This is a genomic window from Streptomyces sp. NPDC054834, from assembly GCF_053611185.1.
Genome location: NZ_JBSGZV010000011.1, coordinates 92,370 through 114,379, shown reverse-complemented (window position 1 = coordinate 114,379; position 22,010 = coordinate 92,370). Strand labels below are relative to the sequence as shown.

The window sequence follows — 22,010 nt, the reverse complement described above, 5'->3', positions numbered from 1 at the left end:
TTTGCGCGGCTGCCAAACCCCCACAAAACCCACACCCCCAACCCCACCGGGGCCTCCCCCCCCCACCCCCTCCCCCCCGCGTCGGCCGCCCCGCAAACCCCCCCGGGGGGCGCCCGGCCCATATGTCGTTTCTGACGGTCGGTTCAGAAGTGTCGGTTCAGATGTGTCGCTTCAGAACTTCGCGCCGAAGTCCTGCGTCCAGTACGGGCCACCCGCCGAGCCGGGCGCCTTCACGTAGCCGACACCTATGTGCCTGAGCGAGCAGTTGAGGATGTTCGCCCGGTGATCCGGCGACTCCATCCACGACTTGACCACGCCGGCGGCGGTGACCTGACCGGCCGCGACGTTCTCCGCCAGTGAGCTCCAGCCGGTGTGGCCCGCTGCCTCGACCCGGTCGACCAGTGTGCTGCCGTTGGAGCCGGCGTGCCCGACGTAGCCCGTCGCATTGACCCGCAAGTGACCCGTTCCTGATCTGGAGAATGACCCACCCGCCGGCCCGAGGGCTACGCTCACCAGCGCAGGATCTTGTCCGGGGCTCGCACCGCGGCGTATGCGAACTCCCAGAAGTCCAGGTGCCCGATGGCCAGGTTCACGTGCACATCGTTGACCAGCGTGGGCCACAGGCGGAACGCACAGCCGAGTTCCTCGTCGCCCTCTTCCAGCTCCTCGGGCCTGGTGGAGACGGCGAGGAGGCTGTGGTCGCCTGTCATCGTGGCGGTGTCGGCCAGGAACACCACTTCGAGTCCCGGGTCGGCGACCACGGCGGAGAGGGCCACCTCATCAGGGCTCGCTCCCGCATAGGCAAGGTCGTCCACCAGGTGGCTGCGGACTTCGAACTCGCGGCCGGGCTGATCGAGGAGGGCTACGACTGCTCGCCACGCCTCGTCGTCCGAGTAGTCCGTGCGTACGACCAGGGCCTCGGTCTCGAAGTCATGCCCTGCACGGTTGATGATCGGTCGCATGAACCCCCTCCGGAAGAACACGGATGCCCGATCGCGAGGACCGGCGAACAGCTGCCCTGGATCATAAGGTCGTCATGCGCGGTATTCCGCCTGGCGGCGCATCAGTCGGGTTGGGAATTCTTGCTCTTCCGTCCGCGGTTATTGCGATCGAACTCCCCGAGCAACAACTGCCGTCCCGGCAGCAATTTCTGAGTCTTTTCGCCGGGCGGCGGCAGGTAACTTTGTCGCTGGATTCCCGATGGGCAACCCGCCTTTACTTCAAGGAGTTTCCCGCATGCGAAAGATGCGCGCCGTCTACGCCGTGCTCATGGCCGCACTGATAGCGATCTCCGCGATCAATCTGAGCGCCACCACGGCGTCCGCCGCAGAGCAAAGCGGCGGCTTCGTCGTCAGCCAGGCGCAGTACGACAAGATGTTCCCGCACCACAAGAAGCTCTACACCTACAAGGGCCTGGTCAAGGCGATGAAGGCATTCCCGGCCTTCGCGCACACGGGCGACGCCAAGACCAGGAAGCGTGAGGCCGCGGCCTTCCTCGCGAACGTCAGCCACGAGACCAGCGGGCTGATCTACATCAACGAGCAGAACAAGGCCAACTGGTCGACCTACTGCCAGGACGAGCCGTATGGCTGCCCGGCCGGCCAGTCCGCGTACCACGGCCGCGGCCCGCTCCAGATCAGCTGGAACTACAACTACAAGGCCGCCGGCGACGCGTTCCACGTCGACCTGCTGCACCACCCGAACCTCGCGGCGAAGAACTCCGTCGTGACCTGGAAGCTCGCGCTCTGGTACTGGATGACCCAGTCCGGCCCCGGCACCATGACGCCGCACCACGCGATGGTCAAGAGCGGCGGCTTCGGCGAGACCATCCGCAGCATCAACGGCGCCGTCGAGTGCAACGGCGCCAACCCGGCCGAGATGAAGGACCGGGTCGCGAAGTACAAGAAGTTCACCAAGATGCTCCACGTCGGCACCGGCAAGCACCTCAGCTGCTGACGTCCGCATGACCCCCGGACTCCCGGGCCAGAAACCTCGACCCTCAACAGGGAGACGTCATGCGTAAAGTACGCGTCCTCGCCCTGCCTCTCGTACTCTCGGCCGTGCTCGTGGCCGGCAGTCAGGGCGCCGCGCCCACCGCGTTCGCGGCCGGCGGCCATTCCGCTGCCGCCACCTCCGCGGCGAAGAAGAAAGGCATCAGCGCCTGGAAGTTCGACGGCGTCACCAAGGCGCTCGCCGACTCGAACTCCGGCTGGTTCTACACCTGGTCCTCGAGCAAGGGCGGAATCAAGCCGCCGCGCGGTGTCGAGTTCGTGCCCATGATCCATGACGCGGGCTCGGTGACCAAGAAGGAGCTCGGCCGAGCCAAGAAGCAGGGCAGGACCCTGCTCGGCTTCAACGAGCCCGACAGGCCGGATCAGGCGAACATGACCGTGAACCAGACGCTCGACCTGTGGCCCCGGCTCCAGTCGACCGGTCTGCGGCTCGGCGCTCCCGCCGTGGCCACCGGCGGTGATGTCGCCGGCGGCTGGCTGGACCGGTTCATGAAGGGCGCCGCCGCCCGCCACTACCGGGTCGACTTCATCCCCCTGCACTGGTACGGCGCGGACTTCGACGCCCAGCGCGCGACGGGCCAGTTGCGCAGCTATCTCGAGGCCGTGCACAAGCGCTACAAGAAGCCGATCTGGCTCACCGAATACGCCCTGATCGACTTCTCGTCCGGCACCCCGCGCTATCCGACCAAGGCGCAGCAGGCCGCGTTCGTGAAGAAGTCGACGACCATGCTCCAGCACCTGTCCTACGTCCGGCGCTACGCGTGGTTCACCCTCTCCACGAACCGTGGCGACGGCACCGGCCTTTATCACGGTGCGAAGGCCAACCGGGTGGGCGCCGCCTATCGCTCTGCGGGCTGAACAAGGGCCTTCGTCCCCATTCCGAAGCCTTCAGCTCCAACGGCGAGAGAAATCAAGAAAAACCAAGAGAAATGAGGCAGAGAACATGAGCAAGCGGACCCTGCACGCCTCCATCGCGGCCGGAGCAGCCGTACTGACCGCGATGGTCGCCCTCGCCCCGGCGAGTTCCGCCGCACCCGACTCCGCGCAGGCTCACAGGCCGAAGTGCTGGGCGACGCACTACGGCCCGATACCCGCCGGCAGCACCACGTCCAACGGCGACATCTTCGACAACAGCAAGAACACCGCGGCGACTTCGCTGACCCGCAAGCACCAGCTGCCCTTCGGCACCAGGGTGAGGGTCACCAACGTGGCGAACGGCAAGTCCCTGGTCGTGCGCATCAACGACCGTGGCACGTTCAAGCACACGAAGCAGGAACCCAAGTGCCTGGACCTGACCGACGGAGCCTTCCGCAGGCTCGGCGGGAGCCTCAACCCCGACGCCGGTCACATCGTCGTCCGGCAGAAGGTGCTGAAGTGACCCCCTGAGAGAGACGGGGTGACCGGCTGCCCGAGCAGCTGACGTCTCCGCGTCACGGCATGAGCGCCCGGGTTGTCTCCTGCAGCCCGGGCGCTCCGTGACCTGTGTGCCGCTGGAGCAGGGCGATGGCGCCGAGGGCGGTGCCGGAATCGCCGAGTCCGGCCGTAACCACTCGTGGCACCCCGTACGAGCAGCGCGCGACGTGCGTGTTGAGCACGCGTTCGATCGGCGCCATCAGGGCCCGACCGGCGGCGACCAGCTCACCGCCGACGACGATCACGTCGGGTCCGACGGCGTGGCTCACATCGGCCAGCACCCTGCCGACATACGCGCCCACCTGCGACAGAACCGCATGCGCGGCCTCGTCGCCGGCCTCCAGTGCGGTCACCAGCTCCGGCACGTCCGCTGCCGCACTTCCCGCGGTGCGGCAGGCGTCGAGTACGGCGCCGATCGAGGCCACGGTCTGCAGGCATCCGATCGCGCCGCACTCGCAGGGTGCGCCGCCCGGGTCCACGGTGATGTGGCCGAACATTCCGGAGCGGCCCTGGGCCCCACGGTGCAGTGTGCCGGCCATCACGAGTCCGCCGCCGACGCCGTGCGACAACCGCAGGTACAGCACGTTCTGTTCACCCGCGGTGGCTCCCCAGATCGTCTCGGCCAGGGTGGCCAGCCGGGTGTTGTTGTCGATCAGTGCCGGTGCGCCGAAGCGTTCGCGAACGCGTGCGGCTACGGCGGCGTGCCGAGGCGCCCACAACGGGCCGTTCCCCGGCGTGCCGACCGGCCCGACCACCCCGATGCCGATGCCTTTCAGGGCCCCCGGTCGCAGCGTCCCGTCCATCAGCTTGTCCGCCAGCCGCCACGCGAGGTCGATACGGGCCTGCCATGGAGTGTCGGGGCCGTGCGGTTCGCCCGTGGTGCCGACGATCTCGTGCGCCGTGTCCATCGCGGCCACCCGCACTGCCCGTCGCGCGAACTCGATGCCGAGCAGCCGGCCGGCCCCGGGGTTCAGGGTCAGTACCTCCGCCGGGCGGCCCCGTTTGCGTCGGGCCGCCTTCGGTACCGAGGCGAGGACGGTGCCGTTGTCCATGAGCGCTCCGACGGCGTCGTAGAGCGTGGTGCGCGACAGGCCGCTCAGGATCCCTAACTCTCCTCGGGTGAGCGGACCGTGCTCGCGCAGCAGGCGCAGTACCAGGGCCTCGTGCGCGGTGGAGGCCCGTGTCGTCTCTGACAGCATGGCGGAAGGTGCCCCCTCTTTGAGTACAGCTGTGGCGTGGGAGGACGGAGATGACTCCGTCGCCCGTGGCGCGAGAAGTTAGAGGGCGTCTTTGTGGGAATTCTGTGGGCCTGCGATGTGACGGTCGGCCGGGTGTGCCGCACGCGCGCCTGTTCTCCACCGGGTGCCGGCGTCCAGAAGCTCGGCACCCGGCGGACGGGCCCGAAGTGGAGGGGGCGACCGCCGGAGTCGGCAGCAATCCTCCGCGCCGGCGCCCGGAAGCGGACGCCGGCCTGGGTGCGGCTTCAGCCGCTGGGCCGCGCGCCGGATCACCCCGGGGAGGGGCGTGGACGGCTCCGGCCGGCGTGATCGCCAGCGGATGGAGGCAGCGGCTGGCAGCGCAGGTCGGAGCCCGCGATGGCCGGGCTCGAACGACGAGGCTGGTGCTCAGGGCTGCCTGTCAAGGTTGATGCGTGACGCTCACCTGCACGGTCAGCGTGCCCCTGTTGTCCTGGGAGCAGACACCGGCGCTGTCGTTCATGCCCAGTTGCAGGGAGGCGTTCCCGGTCGCTCGGAAAGTCAGCCTCCGCCCGACGGCGTGGACCGGGAAGTTCTGCTCACCCACGAGCCGGGCCAGCAGGGTGGCGTACGGAGCTGCGCCCTTGATCTTGCAGGCGTTCGCTCCGCCCGGCAGCTTGTTGGCGTTCGCGTCGTAACCGTCCGGCCCGGTCATGGGCAAGGTCGGGTAGTCGGCCGTCCATTCTCCGGACACATACTGCACAGTGATCCGGTCGCCCCGCTGGATGGACACTCCGGTGACCGACTGCCAACCGGCCGTCGACTGGACGACCTGACGGGTCGCCCCCGCTTTCGGATCCGCCTTGAGCGGCAGCGTCCCGGTGAGGAAGAGACCGCCCGCAACGCCCGCCGCCAGCACGGCCGTTCCGGCCAGTGCCCACCACAGCCGCTTCGGCCCCGCCGGGCGGGACGCCTGCGGCTGCGGCCGCGAAGGTTCGAGTGACGCGGTGTGCCGCGCCGTCGGCACGGTCTCCCCGGCCGGGACGCGCCACTTCTGGCTACCGGTCATCGTGTCCGCGTCGGCCAGTGGGGCCGAGGGCCGGAACTCGCGTACGGTTGCCGGAGGCAGCACATCGGCGTCAGGCTCGCCGGCCATGACCCCTCGCAGCGCGGAACGCACGGCGGCCGTCGAAGGACGCTCGCCCGGGGACTTGCGCAGCAGCGCTTCGACGACCGGGCGCAACGGACCGAGCCGCTCCGGCAGGCCGGGTTCCTCGTACGCCACCGCGTGCATCGTCGCGGGCGCTCCCGGTCTGCGGAAGGGGGACTGACCGCCGCACACCGTGGCAAGGGTCGCGCCCAGTGACCACAGGTCGGAGGCCGGCCCGACCTCTGCTCCCGTCACGCGCTCCGGTGCCATGAACTCGACGGAGCCGACCACTTGACCGGTGGTCGTCAGGAACTCGCCGTCGTCGAGGGCAGCGATGCCGAAGTCGGTGAGGACGGCGCTGCCGTCACGGCGCAGCAGCACGTTGGCGGGCTTGACGTCCCGGTGCAGGGTCCCGACCGCGTGGACGGCGTCCAGCGCGTCGATCAGTTGCAGGCCGACGGCGGCGGTCTGCTGCGGTGTGAGCGGTCCGGCCTCGGCGATCCGATGCGCCAGCGAGGACCCTTCGACGAGTTCCATGACGATCCACAGCCGGTCCTCGGACTCGACCAGGTCGTGGACTCCCACCACGTGGGGATGCGGCACCCGGGCGACCGCGCGGGCCTCGCGTTTGGCACGCCGTACCCGTACGCGGTGGTCCTCGTCGCCGTCGGTGAGGATGTGCAGTTCCTTGGCGGCGACCGGCCGATCCAGCAGTTGGTCGTGGGCGCGCCAGACCGTGCCCATGCCGCCTCTGCCGAGGACGTCGTGAAGCAGATACCGTCCGGCGATCACCCGTTCCGAACGCGTGGCCACCTCGTGATCACCATCTCCGGATATCACGCGCTCTCACATTTCCTTCGGGAGCGGTGGTCGCCGGAGCGCTGGACCGCGCCAGCCGCCCGCGGAACAATCCCACGCCCCGCAACGGCCTGGTCCTCACCCAGGATGCCGATCTTTCTCATATCTCGAACCGGAGCTTCCTCTGCTGCGTTCGCCCGAGCCGAGCACTGGCTGCGGATCTCCAGGATCGCCACCGGTCAGGGCCGGTGACGTGGCTGTTGCCACGTGTCGTCAGAACGCTACGAGTACCGGAGCGGGCCACCGGCTCCTGTGACACAGGTGGCTCTCGCCGCTCGATCCGGAAGGTGCGGTTACCGGTTCGGATTCACTTAGCACTCGTTCGCTCTGCCGTGCGCCATCGCGAGACATTAGAACCATGAGGAAAGCGGCAGCAAGGCCCGAAGGGGTGGATTAAATGCCCTGTCGCCGGGATTAATTCACTTCGTGTGGCTCCTCGGGCACGCGGCTGAGCTCGGGGTGGGTCCTCCCCGGAGCGCCGGCCGTAGCCGACTGGACCTGACCGACGGAGCCTTCCGCCGGCTCGGCGGCAGCCTCGACCCCGACGCCGGCCGCATCGTCGTCCGGCAGAAGGTCCTGAGGTCACCTCCGCCGCGGCATTCGGCTGACCGCTCGTCCCCGCGCCCGGATCGCGCGGGCCCCGCATCAAAGGGTCGGCGCCGGCTGCTCTCCCGAGCCTCGGACGATCAGCCGGGTGGGCACGGTGATGGTGCGGGCCCGGGAGCGGTCGCCGTCGAGGCGGGCCAGGGCGGTGGCCGCGGCGCTGCGGCCGATTTCCTCGGGGTCCTGGGCGACCACGGTCAGGGCCGGTTCCAGCGCCTCGGCGAGCGACACGTCGTCGAAGGCGACGACGGCCACGTCCTTGCGCTTGCCGCGGGCGAGTTCGGCGACGATGCCCAGCGCCATGATGTTGTTGCCGGCGAACAGGGCGGTGGGGGGATCGACCAGATCGAGCAGCTGGGCGGTCGCGGCCTCCGCCCCCTGCTGGTCGTGTGCGCTGACGACCAGGGAGCGGTCGTAGGGGATGTCGGCCTCTTGCAGGGCCGAGCGGTACCCGGCCAGGCGTTCGCGGCGGGTGTACAGCTTGACGGGCAGGTCACCGACGAAGCCGATGCGCCGGTGGCCATGGGCGACCAGGTGGGCGACCCCGTCGTGGGACCCCGCGCGGTTCGAGCTGACGATGCTGTCCGTGGACAGGCCGACTCCGGGCCGGTCGAGGAAGACCACGGGAAGCCCCGCCGTGCGGTGGGACTTCAGGTGGGCGTGGTCGGCGCCGACGGACGGCACGACGATCAGGATGCTGACGCGCCGGGCCAGGAACTTGTCCGTCAGGGCGCGTTCGCGGTCGGGATCGTCCGCGGAGGAGCCCATGAGCAGGGTCAGTCCGCGTTCGCGGACGGTGTCCTCGATGGCGCGGGCCACGGCTCCGAAGAAGGGGTTGGCGAGGTCCGGGATGACCAGACCGATGGTGGTGTCCGGGCCGCCGACGCGGATGTTGCGTGCCATGAGGTTCGGCCGGAAGCCGAGCTTGGCCACTGCGGCGAGCACCTGTTCCCTGGTCTCCGCCGAGGCGGGTCCGTCCTCGTTGAGGACGCGGGAGACAGTCTTGGCGCTGACTCCGACTTCTCGGGCGACGTCGGCCAGGGTGGGTGGGCGGTTCGCTGCCATGGAGGAAACCGTCTCCTGTGAGCCCTCTGTTCCGACCGCGGCCTCGGCCGGAAACCGTGAGAGCTGTGTCGAGTTGTCAGGTGGCCTGGACTCCGGCGGCCTTCGCGGCCTCCGAGTCCGCTACGACAGTACCGCCGGTCTCGTCGACGCTGAGCGCGCCGGTCATGATGGCGACGACCTCGGCCATGGAGTAGTCGGAGGGCTTGATCAGGGCGGCGCGCCGGCCCAGCCGGTGGACGTGGATACGGTCGGCGATCTCGAAGACGTGCGGCATGTTGTGGCTGATCAGGACGACCGGCATGCCCTTGTCGCGGACCCGGCGGATGAGGTCGAGGACCTGCGCGGACTCCTTGACGCCGAGGGCGGCGGTGGGTTCGTCCATGACGACGACGGAGCGGGCCCAGGCGACGGAGCGGGCGACCGCGACGGCCTGCCGCTGTCCGCCGGAGAGGGTCTCGACCGACTGGGTGAGCGACCGCAGGCCGATCTTCAGGTCGGCCATGTGCTCGGCGGCCTCCTGGCGCATCCGCTTCTTGTCGAGCATGCGGAAGACGCTGCCGAGGACGCCGGGGCGGCGGAGTTCACGGCCGAGGAACATGTTGGAGGCGATGTCCATGGACGCGGCCACGGCGAGGTCCTGATAGACCGTCTCGATGCCGTGGGCGCGTGCGCTCTGCGGTCCGGAGAACTGGATGGGTTCGCCGCCCAGCCGGATCTCGCCGGCGTCGGGGACCACCGCGCCGGTGAGGGCCTTGATGAGGCTGGTCTTGCCGGCTCCGTTGTCGCCGATGACGGCGAGGACCTCGCCGGGCATCAGGTCGAAGTCGGCGCCGTCGATGGCGGTGACATGACCGTAGCGCTTGACCAGACCACGGGCCTGAAGAACGGGCGTGGTGGAGGTGGTGGCGGTCATCGTGCCTTCTTCCGGGAGATCTGGTCGACGGTCACCGCGAGGATCACCAGGACGCCGGTGATCAGGGTCTGGTAGATGGAGGCGACCCCCATCAGCTGAAGGCCGTTGCGGAAGATGCCGACGATGAGGACGCCGATGAAGGTGCCCAGAACCGATCCACGGCCGCCGAAGAGGCTGGTCCCGCCGAGGACCACGGCGGTGATGCTGTCGAGGTTGTCGGTCTGGCCCGCCTGGGGGTCGCCGACTCCGGTGCGGGAGATGAGCAGCAGGGCGGCGACGCCGTAGAGCAGGCCGGCCACGGTGTAGATGCCGATGGTCAGGCGGGAGGTGCGGATGCCGTTCAGCCGGGCCGCCTCCTGGCTGTTGCCCAGGGCGTAGACGTGCCGGCCCCAGCCGGTGCTGCTCAACGCGTAGGCGAACAGCAGGAACAGGCCGATCGTGACCAGCGAGCCGTAGGTGATGTCGGTGTGGCCGAGCGGGAAGGTCTCCCCGAGAGCGGTCAGCGGGCCGGGCAGGCTCGAGACGGTCTGCTCCTCGGAGTAGATGTGGGTCAGCGCGAACGCCACGTTGAGCATGCCGAGGGTGACGATGAACGGCGGCAGCGGGATCTTCTGCACCAGCAGCCCGTTGAGCAGGCCGAAACCACCGCACACGACCAGCCCCAGCGCGATGGCGAGCAGCGGTGGCAGAGAGCCCTCGGCCGCCATCTTCGCGATCACGATGCTGCCGAACGCCATCACGGCTCCGCACGACAGGTCGATGCCCGCCGTGAGGATGATCAGGGTTTGTCCGATGGCGAGGGTGCCGACGACCATGACCTGCTGCACGATCAGGGAGAAGTTCCCCCCGGTGAGGAACTGGTCGGTCGAGAGGGAGAAGAAGACGCAGGCGATGATCAGGGCGGCCAGGGGTCCGGTGGTCGGTGCCGTGAGCAGTCTGCGGGCCGTGGTCGGTGCTTTCAGCTCCGCGTACGGCGTGGTCGTGGCTGTCATGCAGAGTCCTTGTCGGATTCCTTGTCGGAAGACAGATGACCTTGTCGGAGGGCGGGGACGGATGTCCTCGCCGCCGGACAAGGGGGGGCGGCCGTCCCTGGTCGGGGAGTGGGGCCGGCCGCCCCGCTGAGGGGAGTCGCGGTGTCGTACGGTCCTCGGGCCGGCTCAGCCCCAGCAGTTCTCCAGGCCGAAGGCGGTGTCCTTGGACGTGACGCCCGCCTGCGCCTTGTCGGTGATCAGGTTGACGCCGGTGTCGGTGTAACCCGACGCCTTCTTGCCGTCCTTGGCGTACGTCACGACGGCCTTGACGCCCTCGGCGGCCATCTTCAGCGGGTACTGCTGCGAAGTCGCCGCGATCTTGCCGTCCTTGACGGCCTGGGTGCCGGTGCAGCCGCCGTCCACCGAGACGATCAGGACGTCCTTCTCACGGCCCTTGGCCTTCAGGGCGGTGTACGCGCCCAGGGCGGCCGGCTCGTTGATGGTGTAGACGAGGTTGATGCCGGGTTCCTTCTGGAGGCAGTTCTCCATCGCCGTCTGGCCCTTGGCCTGGTCGCCGCCGGTGTCCTGGGCGCAGACGACGTCCTTGTCGGTGGCGCCGAAGCCCTTCAGGAAACCGTTGTGCCGCTGGACGCCGACGGAGACGCCCGGCGCCAGGTCGAGGGCGGCGATCTTCGCCTTCTTGCCCTTCATGGCGGCCTTGGCGTACTCGCCGATCAGCTGCCCGGCGTTGAGGTTGTTGGTGGCGAAGAGGGCGTCCACCGCGCTCTGCGGCTCGGTCGGGGTGTCCAGCGCGATGACGAGGACTCCCTTGGCACGGGCCTTCTGGATCGCCGGCACGATCGCCTTGGAGTCGCTCGGGGTGATCAGGATGCCCTTCACACCGGAGGCGACCATGTTCTCGATGGCGGTGACCTGACCGGCGTTGTCACCGTCGAACTTGCCCGCCGCGGTGACCAGCTGGGCGCCGTCCGCCTTGGCGGCCTTCTCCGCGCCCTCCTTCATCTTCACGAAGAACGGGTTGGTGTCGGTCTTGGTGATCAGACCGACCTTGACGGCGCCGGAGCCGGAGCTCGTGGAGCTCGATCCGGAGCCGGATCCGCAGGCCGTCAGGGTCAGGGCCGCGACGCCCGTGACCGCGGCGACTCTGAGGAGGGAGGAGGACAGACGAGTGGTGCGAGACATGAACGACTCCTGTGGGATAGCGAGCGGCACGGGGTGGGTTCAGAGCATGTCGCCCGGGAGTGTCATCGTTGACTTATGTCATCGTTGACACCGCCTGGCGAGGATGATGGACTCCGCATCCCGGCAACGTCAATGCCTTCCACCCGTCACAAATCGGCAACGTCCGTGGACGTCACCCCTGCGCAGCCGGCCGGCAGCCGCGTCGTGAGGTGACTCTTTCGTCCGACCTATCCGAGAGAAGAGCAGCCCATGAGCCCGCGTCAGATCACGGTTTTGGGAGAGTGCGTCGCGGACGCCTTCGCCGAACCGGCAAGCGCCTCGAACGAACTCGCGCTGCGGGTGCTGCCGGGCGGCGGACCTGCGAATACGGCGGTGGCCCTGGCTCGTCTCGGCACTCCGGCCCGCTTCCTCGCACGCCTGTCCGGTGATGTGTTCGGCCGCCTGTTCCGGTCCCACCTGGAGGCGTCCGGCGTGGATCTGTCGGATGCCGTCGCGGCCGCCGAGCCGAGCACGCTGGCGGTGGCGGAACTGGACGCCCTGGGGCAGGCGGCGTTCTCCTTCCACGCGCAGAACACGGCCGACTGGCAGTGGACGCCGGCCGAGCTGGCAGGGGTGGATCTGTCCGGAACCGCCTGTGTGCACACCGGCTCACTCGCGCTGGTCCGCGAGCCCGGCGCGGCGGTGGTCGAGGAGTTCCTGGCCGCGGCCTCTGTCCGGGCCACCATCAGCATCGACCCCAACGTCCGGCCGCTGCTGGTCCGCCCCGAGGCCTACCGTGCCCGGCTGGCGCACTGGTGCGGCCTCGCCGACGTACTGCGGCTGAGCGAGGACGACCTGGAACTCCTCCTGCCCGGAACATCACCCGAGCGGGCGTGCGACATCTGGCACGCCGCCGGAGCGCGGCTGGTGGTGATCACCCGCGGCGCCGACGGCGTCCTGGCCTCACTCGACGGTGAACGGGTGCGGGTGCCCGCCGTGCAGACGCGGGTGGTCGACACGGTCGGCGCCGGGGACTCCTTCACGGCGGGCCTGCTGCACCACCTCGGTACCCGCGGACAGCTCGGCGGCAGGCTGACCGGCCTTGAGCTCGGCGAGGTGGCCGAAGCGTGTGTGTTCGGCACCCGGGTCGCGGCCCTGACCTGCTCGGTGGCCGGCCCCAATCCGCCCTGGGAGAGCCAGTTGGCGCAGCTCGCCACCGCCGAAGGCGCCTGACGGACAGGCCGCTTCCGATCCCTGGACATGTACCTCCGAGAACCGAGAACCGAGAACCAAGGACCGAGGACACGAGACCATGAAGAAGACCCTGCTCGCCGAGTTCACCGCCCGTGAAGGGGCGGAGGACGAGGTCTCCCGCCTGATCCGTGAGTACGCCCTGAAGGTGCGGGAGGAGGAGGGCAACCTCGTCTTCGACGTCTACACCAAGGAGTCGGCTCCGCGCGCCTACTGGATCTTCGAGGTGTACCGGGACGAGGACGCCTTCCAGGCGCATCTGAACGCCCCGTACGGTGGCCCGTTCAACGCAGCCCTCACCCCGCTGATCGAAGAGGACGCCTCCGTGCTGACGTTCCTCGCCCCGCTGTAGCCGTTGCGGGCATCGGTTGCTTCGCCGCCCCGACTCTGACCCCGAGACGGCGAAGTACCACCGATAGGGCGGAAACGAAAGGCACCTCGTGGAATCGAGAACGAGGCGCCTCGCGCTGTCGAGCATAGCCGCCCCGGGTGACGGGGGCCTGGGAACTTCCTCACGCGAGTCAGGGCGCGGGTACGGCCTCGTCGCCGGGGCGCCGCCCGTGTCTCAGTTCGCGTTCGACGGGCCGAAGAACTCGATCTCGGCGATGGCCACCTGCTTGCTCGCGGAGGGCTGGTAGGCGGATTCGAGGGTGAGGCGGACCGCGGTGACCTCGCCGACCCGGAAGGCGCGGCGTTGGGCGCCGGCGCCCTGGTCGAGGGTGAGTTCACGGGTCGTGGTCTTGCCGTCGGCCGTGGTGACGCGGGCCTCGACGCGGTGCGGGAGGGCCGACTTGGTGAGCTGGTCGGCGTGGGTCGACGTCCCCGGCGTGATGATCAGGTCGAGGAGCCGGGTCGGCTGGTCGAAGCGGGCCTCGATCCACTGGCCCTGGCCGGACTCGGACACCCCCGGACCCCACCAGGTGTTGCTGAGCTTGTCGAAGGCCAGCTCGGGCTTGTGCCCCGGGTAGGAGCGGGACGCGGTGACCTTGTCCGGGGCGACCGGGGCCCGCTTGGCGAAGTGGTCGCGGGTCGCCTGGACGCCGTTGGGGATGTTGACGGCCAGCACGATCAGCACGGTCAGCACGAGCGCCGCCCCGAGCCAGGTCAGTACGCGGTCGAAGGCACGGCGCAGCCGCGGGCGGTCGCCGGCCCACGGGGTCTCGCGGTTGCCGTATCCCCACAGCCGGCGCCACCACGGAAGGCGCGCGGGGGTGTGGCCCTCCCCGGCCATGGGCATCGCGCACCGGGCGCAGTAGTGCCGGTCGGGCCGGTTGCGCGTGGCACACCAGGGGCACGGGATCCCGCCGTCCGCGCCGAGTTCCTCACCCGGGGCCCGGACGACCTGCGGACGCTGCGGGGCCGGACGGCCGGGCAGCACCGGGGCGACGGAGGGCGACGCGGTGGGGCGCGGATCCGGGTCGGAGACGGGCACGAGGAGCTGGCGGGCGCGGTCGGTCAGGCCGTCCGGGTGGCCGGGGGCCGGTGCCGGGCCCGCGCTGGGGACGGGTTCGGTGGGGGCGGTCTCGTCCACGGGAGCGGGAGCGGGGGCGTGGGCGTGGGCGTGGGCGGGTGCGGAGGGACGGGCGGCGGTGGGCGAGGGAACGGTGTCGGGGTCCTCGGGCGGAGTGCCGGCGTCGGCGGTGTTCTCGCCGTGGCCGTCCGGGCCGGCGTCCGAATCACCGGTCGCAGTGGACTCGCCCAGCGGGTCCCGTGGAGTGCGCGCCAGGCCGGTGCCGCCGTCCGGGCGAGAGAAGGCGTCCCAGCCGGGGCCCGCGTCGGCCGGGGCGGCGGTCGCCGAGGCGGGTGCGGGTGCGGAGGCAGGGGCGGCCGGTTGGGCCGAGGGCGCGGTGCGCCGCGCCTGAGCCGGGTCGCCCGCCGGTTCGTCGCCGGAACGGGCCGCCGCCGTAGCGGGCCTGGCCGCCACGGCGTTCCCCGGGTCGCCCGCCGGTCCCTCACCGGAACGGTCCCCGGAGCCGCCGGCCGCTGCCGTCGAGGCCCCGGTCGCGGCCCGGGCCGTCGCCCGGTCCGTCCAGCCGAGCACCGCCCCGCAGGCGTCGCAGAACGACTGCCCCGGTTCCGCGCGGGTGCCGCATTCGGCGCAGTTCTGGGTGGTCGTCATCTCTCCGGGGTCCTTTCGGCGGGTCGGGTGGTGTCCGCGGCGGTCACCTGGACCGTGTACGGCATGTGGGCGGGACGGGCGGCGGCCACCAGGGTGTCCAGGCGGTGCCGGTCGGCGGCGGTCGGGTCGGGCAGCCGCAGACGGACGTGCAGCCGGGGGCGCGGTTCGCCGGGGACGGGGCCGAGCGGGCGGGCGCTCCAGTCGGCGCCCCCGCTCTCGCTGATCTCCGGTTCCACGCCGAACGCCAGCCGCACCGCCTCGGCCAGCCCGCGTCGGGTGCCGCGGATGCGGTGCAGATACGCGGCGGCGGCCACGGCGGCCCGCAGCAGGGGCTCGGGTTCGCTGCCGTCGGTCTCCGCGCCGACCCAGACGCCCAGCCACCGGGCGTAGTCGAGCGGGGCGAGGGACGGCCGGAAGTAGGTGTCCAGGCAGTCCAGCACGCTGTGGATCGGCGCGATCACCTCGTCCAGACCGGCGACGAACCGCTGGGCCAGATCGTCGTCGGCGAACACGGCGGGCAGCATCATGCCGATCGGCGCGGAGGAGCCCAGACCGTCGATGGAACCTCTCATCAGGAGCCGTCCCCGATCACCCGTACGCGATGGTCGAACGAGAACACCAGCGACGGCGGCGACAGGTCGATGCGGTCGGTCGCCTCCCCGCGCTTGCCGGACAGCGGGTCGGCGGGATGCAGGACCACCTGGTCGACCAGCTCCACCCCCGGCACGCGCTGGAGCACCGCGAACACCTCACCGGACTGCACGGGCCGCCCGAACGGCCAGCCCTTCCCCTCCGCGCCACCGGTCAGCGGGTCGAGGTGCCGGTAGAGCGCGTCGTGCGCCTCCCGCCGCACCCGGTCGGTATCGGCACCCCGGAAGGCGTGCACCGTGGCGACCACCGTCACGCCCTGGTAGTAGGGCGGCCCCACCGCCAGCCGCGTCCCGATCAGCCGCCGTTCGTCCAGGTGCCGGGTGATGCGGTCCAACAGGGCGTCACCGGGGACCAGTTGCTCGAAGCGCAGCCGCCCGCCCGGGTCCGCGACCGCCTGCGGGACGACCAGGACCCGTACCGCGTACGCCCCGTGTTCGCCTTCCTCGCCCTCCAGGCAGGTGATGCGCGCGGTCTCGGGTGCGGCGCGGCGGGCCAGTTCCTCGTAGTCGCGCAGGGTCACCGCCCGTTCCTGGGCGCGCAGGGTGATCGGCGCGCGGACCTTCGCCTCCTCGACCGTCTCCCCGTCGACCCCGCCGCGCGCGGCCTCCCGGTTGACGACCTCGGAGACGTACGGGATGGAGGTGCGCAGGATCTGCACGGCGCCCCGGGCCACGTTGCCCGCGCGGCCGCCGCCGGTGCGGTAGCGGCGGGCGCGGACCGGGGAACCCTTGGGGGCGACCGTCCCGTACTGGCGCAGGGAGCCGTCGGGTTCGCGCACGGCCGGGCCGAAGGCGATCTCGCCGGTCGTGGCGTCGAGGGTGATGTGCCGGTCGTACGGGCCCGAGGCCGCGAAGTGCGGCACGACCTGCCAGTCCACCCACCCGTCGTGCTCGGCGGTCTGGAGCAGCACCGGCGGTTCGTCGCCGACCACGGGAGCGTGCGCGAGCCGCAGCCGCTGTCCGGGCAGCCCGGTGGACTCGCCGAGCGCCTCGTCGTACACCGTCTCCGCGTGGACGACGGAGGTGGTGCCGCCGATGGTGAAGGCCTCGGCGGCCCGGACGGTGGGGGAGGTGGTGTAGAAGGGCTGGCCGGGAAGGGGTTCGGTGACCCGGCAGCGGATCCAGCCCGCCTCCTGGCCGGCGTTGCGGGACAGCACGTGCCCGCCGGGGACGTGCAGGACCACCTCACCCGGGCGGTTGAGGCCGCCCGTGCCGTCCCGGTCGACCTCGCAGGGCTGCCAGCCGTCCGCGGTCCACGCCTCCCACACCAGCGGCGGCTGCCGCGGGTCCACGCCGACGCCGTCCACCCGGCTGTCCAGGTCCAGGGCGAGCGCGCAGTGCGGCACGGCCGCGGTCAGGCCCAGCAGCATGCAGTCGCCGGGGTCGGGGGACTCCGAGAAGCACAGCAGGTCCTTGTCCTCCTCGGGGAGGTCATGCGTCCGCTCCACCGCCGCCGCACCCCGGTGCTGCACCAGCAGATGACGCAACTCGCAGGGTACGACGGTCAGTTCGCGCTCGGTGGCGAAGACGACCGCCTCCTCGCTCTCAGTGCGCACGGTGGCGACCTCGGTGCCGGCCGGCACGGAGATCGGCTCCTCCTGGGGCGCCGACAGCCAGAACGTCACGTCCGTGCGGGCGGCGGACGGCGGGAACAGGGTGATCCCCACCAGGTCCAGGAACGCCAGGTGGTTCTTCTCCGGCACCCGGTTGAGCCGGTAGACGATCTGGTCGGCCATGTGGGCGACCGTCTCGACCAGGGTGACGCCGGGGTCGGAGACGTTGTGGTCGGTCCACTCCGGGGCGCGCTGCTGGATGTAGCGCTTGGCGTCGTCGACGAACTGCTGGAAGCGGCGGTCGTCGAGGTTGGGGGAGGGCAGGGCCATCAGCGGTCGCTTTCCGGAGCCGGGGAGGTGCCGTCCGGCTCGTCGTGGGACGGAATGACGTAGAACGGGAAGACCAGGCTGCGCGGGTTGTTGGTGCCGCGGATCGAGTAGCGGACGTCGATGTACAGCACGCTCTGGTCGGAGCCGGCCGTGACCTCGACGTCGTCTACCTCGATGCGCGGCTCCCAGCGGTCGAGGCTGACGTGCACCTCGTGCTGGATGCGGCCCGCGGTCTGCTCGTTGACCGGCGCGAACACCAGGTCGTGGATCGCGCAGCCGAAGTCCGGCCGCATCGGACGCTCGCCCGGCGCGGTGGACAGCACCAGCCGGATCGCCTCCTCGACCTCCCGCTCCCCGCTGACCAGGGCGATCCCGCCGGTCGGCCCGATGCGCAGCGGAAACGACCAGCCGGAGCCGACGAACTGTTCGGCCATCAGAACCACACCCCGCCTTCCACGGAAACGGTCACGGTCACGGGATCACCATCGGCACGGGGATGGTGGTGACGCCGAACACGGGGGACCCGACCAGGGTGGTCGGCGCCTTGATCGTCGTGTTGGCGGCCGACGTGATCTGCACGGTGCCGACGCCGGTGAGGTTCGCGACGCCCAGGGCGTTCAGGTTCAGGGCACCCGCCGCGTTCACCCCGATCTCGCCGGCGGCCCTCACATTGACCATGCCGCCGCCCTGGATGCTGAGCGGGCCGCCGCTCTTGATGGTCAGGCTGCGCCGGGCGCTCAGCGTGAGATCGGTGCCGGCCTCGACCGACACCGACCGGCTGCCCTTGATCGTGACCGAGCCCCTGCTGTCCACGACGATCTCGGTCTTCGTCCGGTCCAGGTGGATGACCAGCTGCTTGTCGCCGGACGTCAGCCGGACGCCCTGCTTGCGGCCGCCGGTCTTCTGGCTGAGCAGATCCATACGGTTGCCGTCCCGGTCGGAGACGGTGTGCCGGCTCGCCTTCTTGCGCACGGTGTCGTGCAGCGGCACGTCACTGACGACGGTCGGCTTGTCCTTGCCGTTGTACAGCCCACCGATCACGAACGGATGATCGAGGGCTCCCCGGTCGAACGCGACGAGCACCTCGTCGTTGACGTCCATCGGGAAGATGCCGCCGCCGCCGAGGCCGCCCAGCTGCACCGTCCGCGTCCAGTCGCTGACGTAGGTGTCGTCCAGCCACGGGAACTGCAACCGGACCCGCCCCTGCTTGAGCGGGTCGTTCACGTCGGTGACCAGGGCGTTGGCCACGCTGGGCAGTCGGGGCGCGGTGTCCGCGCCGCTGGAGCTGAGCCCGTACAGCGAACGCCACTGCCGTCCGCTGACCGTCACCCAGGCCTCGTAGTGCTTGCCGTCGCCGAAGACGTGCCGTACGGAGGTGACGGTGTACTTGCCCTCGAACGGCCGGCCCACGTCCGCGAGCGCCACCGGAACTCCCGGACGCAGCTTGGGATTTCCCCGCGCGACGACCTCCAGCTCGGCGAACGCGCCGGTGACGTCGTCGGCGAGGGCGTCGGCGGCGAACTTCACCTCGTTCTGCTTGTCGTAGGGCGTGCCCGTGTCGACCAGCTTGGCCGTCTTGAACTTCCCGGCCGCCGCGCCCGGCGTGGTCCCGATGCCGATACCCGGGTTGTCGGTCGCGGGCGCGGTGGCGGTGAGCTTCTTCTTCGTGGTCACGTCCCACCCGCGCGACTCGACCTTGCCGACCTGGTCGGCGGCCGTGACCGCGGCCCGCAGCCGCAGGATGTCGTGTCCGGCCTGGAGCACGAACGGGCTCTTGTCGCCGTCGGTGTTCGGCGAGGGCGCGCCGGAAGCCGACTTGGGCTTCACGAACTGGAACTTCCCGTCCGCGTCCACCGACATCACCATCTCGTTCTCGTCGGCGAGCCGCGCGAGGAAGTCCCAGTCGGTGACGTTGGACTGGCTGATGAACTCGTACACCGTCCTCGTCGACTCGATCCGCCCGACCGGCACCCCGTCCTGGGCGGCCAGCTTCCGGGCGATGTCGGAGGCGCTCTGGTTGCGGTAGGCGGCCACCCGGCGCTGCCGCAGCAGGCGGTGCCCGAAGTCGTAGCCGCGGATCACGGTGAAGGTGCCGGTGCCGTCGTAGTCGGCCTCAAGACCGGTCACCTCGCCCGTCAGCAGCGGATCGGAGGCGCCCTGCCCGTCGGCGACCGGGGCGAGGACGACCGGCGTGCCGAAGGTGACGCCCAGCTTGCCGAGGATCAGCCGGTACGGGTCCCGGAAGGTCAGCCGGAACGCGGCCGGCACGCCGACGCCCTGGTCGACGTAGCTGTCGACGAGGGCCCGGGCGAACTCGGAGGGCAGCTTGGCCCCGCCGATCTTCACCTCGACGACGTTCGAGAACGCGGACCGCACCATCAGGCACGCACCTCCTCGGCGGCGGGCAGTACGAGCTCGGTGCCGGTCGGCAGGTGCGCGGGGTCGTCGATGCCGTTGGCCTCGGCGATGGCCCGCCAGGCGGCCGCGTTGCCGTACTCCCGCCAGGCCAGCGACTGAAGCGAGTCGCCCGCGACGACGCGGTGCACGCGCTGCGCGGTGAGCGCGCCTGACGTCGGGTTCTGCCCCTTGGTCCTGCTCGGGATCTCGTGCAGTTGCAGCCGGCAGGTGGCGCGGATGGGCACGCCGGTCGTCCCGAAGAGCGTGTAGGTGGCCTCCACGGAACTGACGTAGGCCGTGAACCGGGCGGTGGAGAAGGACCCCCACTGGAGCACCACCCAGGGTGGCGAAGGCTGTTTCGCGGCGATGCTCTTGGTCGTCACCTCGCAGCAGTCGAGCAGCGACTCGACCTTCTTCAGCACGGTGTTGCTGGTCGGCTCGTCGGAGGAGTCGAGGAAGATCTCCACGCTCATCTCCCGGGGCCGGGAGCCCATGAACTCCGGCAGGGAGCCGTCCCGTTCGATCTGCGCGGGGGTGGTCTTCCACTCGGCGTGCCGGGTCAGCGACAGCTGCGCCGGATTGAAGTCGAAGCCGAACGTCTTGATGATCCCGCCGGGGGTCGTGCTGCCACCGACGGGCGGTTCGTGGATCGCGAGCGTGGCGCGTACGAGGCTCTTGCCGGCGCCGCCCTTGCTGCCCTTGGCCATGCTGGTCCGTCCCCTCAGTCCGTGAACCCGTGGTGGGCGATCTCCAGGACCTCGGTCGCCACGGCCGGGTTGGCGGGGTCGAGGGTGGGACCGGTCCAGCTCACCGGCAGTACGTCGATCAGCCCCCAGCGAGCCACTTCGGAACCGTCCGCGCGCAGCGCCGCGATCTGGGCGGTGGGCCGCTTGATCCCCGTCTGCACGGACGAGATCCACTTTGCGACCTTGGTGGTGTCCGGGGTGAGCGGGCGGGTCAGCCGGATCGTGGAGAACGTGACCCGGGTCGGCAGCTGCCAGACGAAGCCGTTGTTGCCGCCCTCCTGGCGGTGCTCGACCTCCACCTGCGACGACAGCCCCTCGCATCCGTTGAAGTAGCCGAGGCTCTCGCCGTCGATGCTGAGGCTGAACCAGATGGTGGAGCCCGGGTCCTGGCGGGACATCGCGGGTGGGCCTTTCTGTCGTTCCTGTGGTTCCTGGTCGGTCGGGGGCCGGTCAGCGGCGGGGGTCGCGGAGCTTGCCGATCCGTTCGCGGTCCAGGCGGAGTTCCGTGCGGATCAGACGGGTGATGCGGCCGATGATCCGGTGCACGAGTTCGTCCAGCTGGAAGTCGGTCAGCTCCCTCGGGTCGAAGGCACCCGGCGCGATCGCCGCGTACTCGGGCGGGGGTGGTCCACCGGGAGACGGGGTGTACGGGGGTGGAGCGGCGGCCTGGGCCGTGTACGGGGGTGGAGCGGCGGCCTGGGCCGTGTACGGGGGCGGCGGCGCCTCTGCCCGGCGGGTGACGGGCGGCCTGGACAAGGTGTCGGCGACGGTTGCCGCCGCGGCGGCCGCCAGGGCACCGGTGGCCGAGCCCTTGGCCGGCTTCTTCGCCCTCTTCCCGAAACGCTGGACGACGGGGAGGGGCGTGGCGGGAGCGGTGGGCGCGGCGGGGCCCGGAGGCGTGGCGGTGCCCTGGGGAGCGGCGGGCCCCGGAGGCGTGGCGGTGCCTGGAGGCGGGGGCGGCGTGAGAGGGGCTACCGGCAGGGGAGTACGGCCGGTGGGGGGCGTGGTGCCTGTGGGACGGTGCGGCGGGGTGAGCCGGGTGAGGGCGGGCGAGCGTGGGGCGGCTGAGCGTTGCACGGTGGTCGGGCCCGGCGTCGACGCCGACTGCGGTACGGCCGGGGCCAGGGGCAGGGCGGGGGGCGGGGCCGCCGGGGCCGGTGCGTCGACGAGGCGCGTCGCGTCGGCGGGCGGGGTGGTCATGGGAGCGCCGAGGGAGGAACGGCGGGGAGCGGCAGCCGGGGCCGTGGCGGGCGTGGTGGCCGGGGTGACGCGCTGCACCACGGGTGGAATTGCGGCGGGGGAGTTGGGGGCATCGGGGGCGTTTACCGGCACGGGCGCGGGTGCGGGCGCGGGTGCGGGTGCGCTCGGCCGGGCCGGCGGATCGTGTCGGGTGGGCGCGGTTGGCCGGGCCCCGGGGCTCGGCTGGACGGACGGGGCCGCGGGGGCGGCGGGCAGCGAGGAGATCGGTGCGCCGAGGCCGAGGCGGGGCGTGTGGCGGGTCGCGCTGCGCTGGATGGAGGGTGTTGTGTCGGGCGCGGGCGCGGGCGCGCTGCCGGTCGGCGCCGTGGTCCGCTGAGCGGGGGGCGTGTTCACGTCGGGCG

Annotated in this window: 22 protein-coding genes; 6 read left to right on the top strand and 16 right to left on the bottom strand. The window is 70.9% G+C overall.

Annotated elements, in window-relative coordinates; translation table 11 throughout:
• Positions 1-171: 171 nt before the first annotated feature.
• Both ACWGJM_RS17440 and ACWGJM_RS17435 read right to left on the bottom strand, forming a co-directional pair.
• Positions 172-456, bottom strand: coding sequence for a CAP domain-containing protein (locus ACWGJM_RS17440; protein ID WP_453412551.1), 285 nt, complete (start codon positions 454-456; stop codon positions 172-174).
• 53 nt (positions 457-509) lie between these two features.
• Positions 510-962, bottom strand: coding sequence for a DUF6924 domain-containing protein (locus tag ACWGJM_RS17435; protein ID WP_453412550.1), 453 nt, complete (start codon positions 960-962; stop codon positions 510-512).
• Between the two features lie 283 nt (positions 963-1,245).
• Here ACWGJM_RS17435 and ACWGJM_RS17430 point away from each other — a divergent pair, with 283 nt between their 5' ends.
• The 3 genes from ACWGJM_RS17430 to ACWGJM_RS17420 all read left to right on the top strand — a co-directional run bounded on the left by ACWGJM_RS17430 (position 1,246) and on the right by ACWGJM_RS17420 (position 3,390).
• Positions 1,246-1,956, top strand: a complete 711-nt coding sequence (locus ACWGJM_RS17430; protein WP_453412649.1) for a chitinase — start codon at positions 1,246-1,248, stop codon at positions 1,954-1,956.
• 59 nt (positions 1,957-2,015) lie between these two features.
• A complete protein-coding gene (locus ACWGJM_RS17425) occupies positions 2,016-2,870 on the top strand; it encodes a glycoside hydrolase family protein (protein ID WP_453412549.1) in 855 nt (284 codons plus the stop codon).
• Positions 2,871-2,955: 85 nt separating this feature from the next.
• Positions 2,956-3,390 carry a septal ring lytic transglycosylase RlpA family protein gene (locus ACWGJM_RS17420; RefSeq protein WP_453412548.1) on the top strand — a complete coding sequence of 145 codons (435 nt, stop codon included), beginning with the start codon at positions 2,956-2,958 and terminating at the stop codon, positions 3,388-3,390.
• A gap of 52 nt (positions 3,391-3,442) precedes the next feature.
• Here the strand turns inward: ACWGJM_RS17420 and ACWGJM_RS17415 are convergent, their stop codons facing one another.
• The 6 genes from ACWGJM_RS17415 to ACWGJM_RS17390 form a co-directional block, all read right to left on the bottom strand.
• On the bottom strand, positions 3,443-4,624 hold the full coding sequence (locus ACWGJM_RS17415; RefSeq protein WP_453412547.1) for an ROK family transcriptional regulator: 1,182 nt from the start codon (positions 4,622-4,624) through the stop codon (positions 3,443-3,445).
• 439 nt (positions 4,625-5,063) lie between these two features.
• Entirely contained in the window at positions 5,064-6,584 is a 1,521-nt protein-coding gene (locus tag ACWGJM_RS17410) for a serine/threonine-protein kinase (RefSeq protein ID WP_453412546.1), read from the bottom strand.
• A 690-nt stretch (positions 6,585-7,274) separates the two neighbouring features.
• The gene (locus tag ACWGJM_RS17405; protein WP_453412545.1) at positions 7,275-8,297 is read right to left on the bottom strand and encodes a LacI family DNA-binding transcriptional regulator; all 1,023 of its coding nucleotides are present in this window, start codon (positions 8,295-8,297) and stop codon (positions 7,275-7,277) included.
• Between the two features lie 76 nt (positions 8,298-8,373).
• Positions 8,374-9,210 (bottom strand): ATP-binding cassette domain-containing protein, encoded by an 837-nt coding sequence (locus ACWGJM_RS17400; protein ID WP_453412544.1) that lies wholly within the window; start codon positions 9,208-9,210, stop codon positions 8,374-8,376.
• Positions 9,207-10,202 carry an ABC transporter permease gene (locus tag ACWGJM_RS17395; RefSeq protein ID WP_453412543.1) on the bottom strand — a complete coding sequence of 332 codons (996 nt, stop codon included), beginning with the start codon at positions 10,200-10,202 and terminating at the stop codon, positions 9,207-9,209. The genes ACWGJM_RS17400 and ACWGJM_RS17395 overlap by 4 nt, the downstream gene beginning before the upstream one ends.
• Before the next feature lie 165 nt (positions 10,203-10,367).
• Positions 10,368-11,384 carry a substrate-binding domain-containing protein gene (locus ACWGJM_RS17390; RefSeq protein WP_453412542.1) on the bottom strand — a complete coding sequence of 339 codons (1,017 nt, stop codon included), beginning with the start codon at positions 11,382-11,384 and terminating at the stop codon, positions 10,368-10,370.
• Between the two features lie 249 nt (positions 11,385-11,633).
• Between ACWGJM_RS17390 and ACWGJM_RS17385 the strand changes: the two genes are divergently transcribed.
• Together ACWGJM_RS17385 and ACWGJM_RS17380 are read left to right on the top strand one after the other, a co-directional pair.
• Positions 11,634-12,596 carry a carbohydrate kinase family protein gene (locus ACWGJM_RS17385; RefSeq protein ID WP_453412541.1) on the top strand — a complete coding sequence of 321 codons (963 nt, stop codon included), beginning with the start codon at positions 11,634-11,636 and terminating at the stop codon, positions 12,594-12,596.
• A gap of 79 nt (positions 12,597-12,675) precedes the next feature.
• On the top strand, positions 12,676-12,966 hold the full coding sequence (locus ACWGJM_RS17380; protein ID WP_361447169.1) for a putative quinol monooxygenase: 291 nt from the start codon (positions 12,676-12,678) through the stop codon (positions 12,964-12,966).
• A gap of 213 nt (positions 12,967-13,179) precedes the next feature.
• Here the strand turns inward: ACWGJM_RS17380 and ACWGJM_RS17375 are convergent, their stop codons facing one another.
• The 8 genes from ACWGJM_RS17375 to ACWGJM_RS17340 are packed head-to-tail and all read right to left on the bottom strand — an operon-like array spanning position 13,180 to position 21,690.
• Complete coding sequence (locus ACWGJM_RS17375) at positions 13,180-14,733, bottom strand: NADase-type glycan-binding domain-containing protein (protein ID WP_453412540.1); 1,554 nt, start codon at positions 14,731-14,733, stop codon at positions 13,180-13,182.
• Entirely contained in the window at positions 14,730-15,305 is a 576-nt protein-coding gene (locus ACWGJM_RS17370) for a phage tail protein (protein WP_453412539.1), read from the bottom strand. The genes ACWGJM_RS17375 and ACWGJM_RS17370 overlap by 4 nt, the downstream gene beginning before the upstream one ends.
• On the bottom strand, positions 15,305-17,266 hold the full coding sequence (locus tag ACWGJM_RS17365) for a putative baseplate assembly protein (protein WP_453412538.1): 1,962 nt from the start codon (positions 17,264-17,266) through the stop codon (positions 15,305-15,307). The genes ACWGJM_RS17370 and ACWGJM_RS17365 overlap by 1 nt, the downstream gene beginning before the upstream one ends.
• Positions 17,266-17,700: a GPW/gp25 family protein gene (locus ACWGJM_RS17360; protein WP_361811883.1), complete on the bottom strand. Its 435-nt coding sequence runs from the start codon at positions 17,698-17,700 to the stop codon at positions 17,266-17,268. The genes ACWGJM_RS17365 and ACWGJM_RS17360 overlap by 1 nt, the downstream gene beginning before the upstream one ends.
• 37 nt (positions 17,701-17,737) lie before the next feature.
• Positions 17,738-19,645 carry a VgrG-related protein gene (locus ACWGJM_RS17355; RefSeq protein ID WP_453412537.1) on the bottom strand — a complete coding sequence of 636 codons (1,908 nt, stop codon included), beginning with the start codon at positions 19,643-19,645 and terminating at the stop codon, positions 17,738-17,740.
• On the bottom strand, positions 19,645-20,370 hold the full coding sequence (locus ACWGJM_RS17350; RefSeq protein WP_453412536.1) for a CIS tube protein: 726 nt from the start codon (positions 20,368-20,370) through the stop codon (positions 19,645-19,647). Before ACWGJM_RS17350 ends, ACWGJM_RS17355 begins: the two co-directional genes overlap by 1 nt.
• Positions 20,371-20,384: 14 nt before the next feature.
• The gene (locus tag ACWGJM_RS17345; protein ID WP_453412535.1) at positions 20,385-20,807 is read right to left on the bottom strand and encodes a phage tail protein; all 423 of its coding nucleotides are present in this window, start codon (positions 20,805-20,807) and stop codon (positions 20,385-20,387) included.
• Positions 20,808-20,859: 52 nt separating this feature from the next.
• Positions 20,860-21,690, bottom strand: a complete 831-nt coding sequence (locus ACWGJM_RS17340) for a hypothetical protein (protein WP_453412534.1) — start codon at positions 21,688-21,690, stop codon at positions 20,860-20,862.
• Positions 21,691-21,799: 109 nt separating this feature from the next.
• Here ACWGJM_RS17340 and ACWGJM_RS17335 point away from each other — a divergent pair, with 109 nt between their 5' ends.
• Entirely contained in the window at positions 21,800-21,985 is a 186-nt protein-coding gene (locus ACWGJM_RS17335; protein ID WP_453412533.1) for a hypothetical protein, read from the top strand.
• Positions 21,986-22,010: the final 25 nt, after the last annotated feature.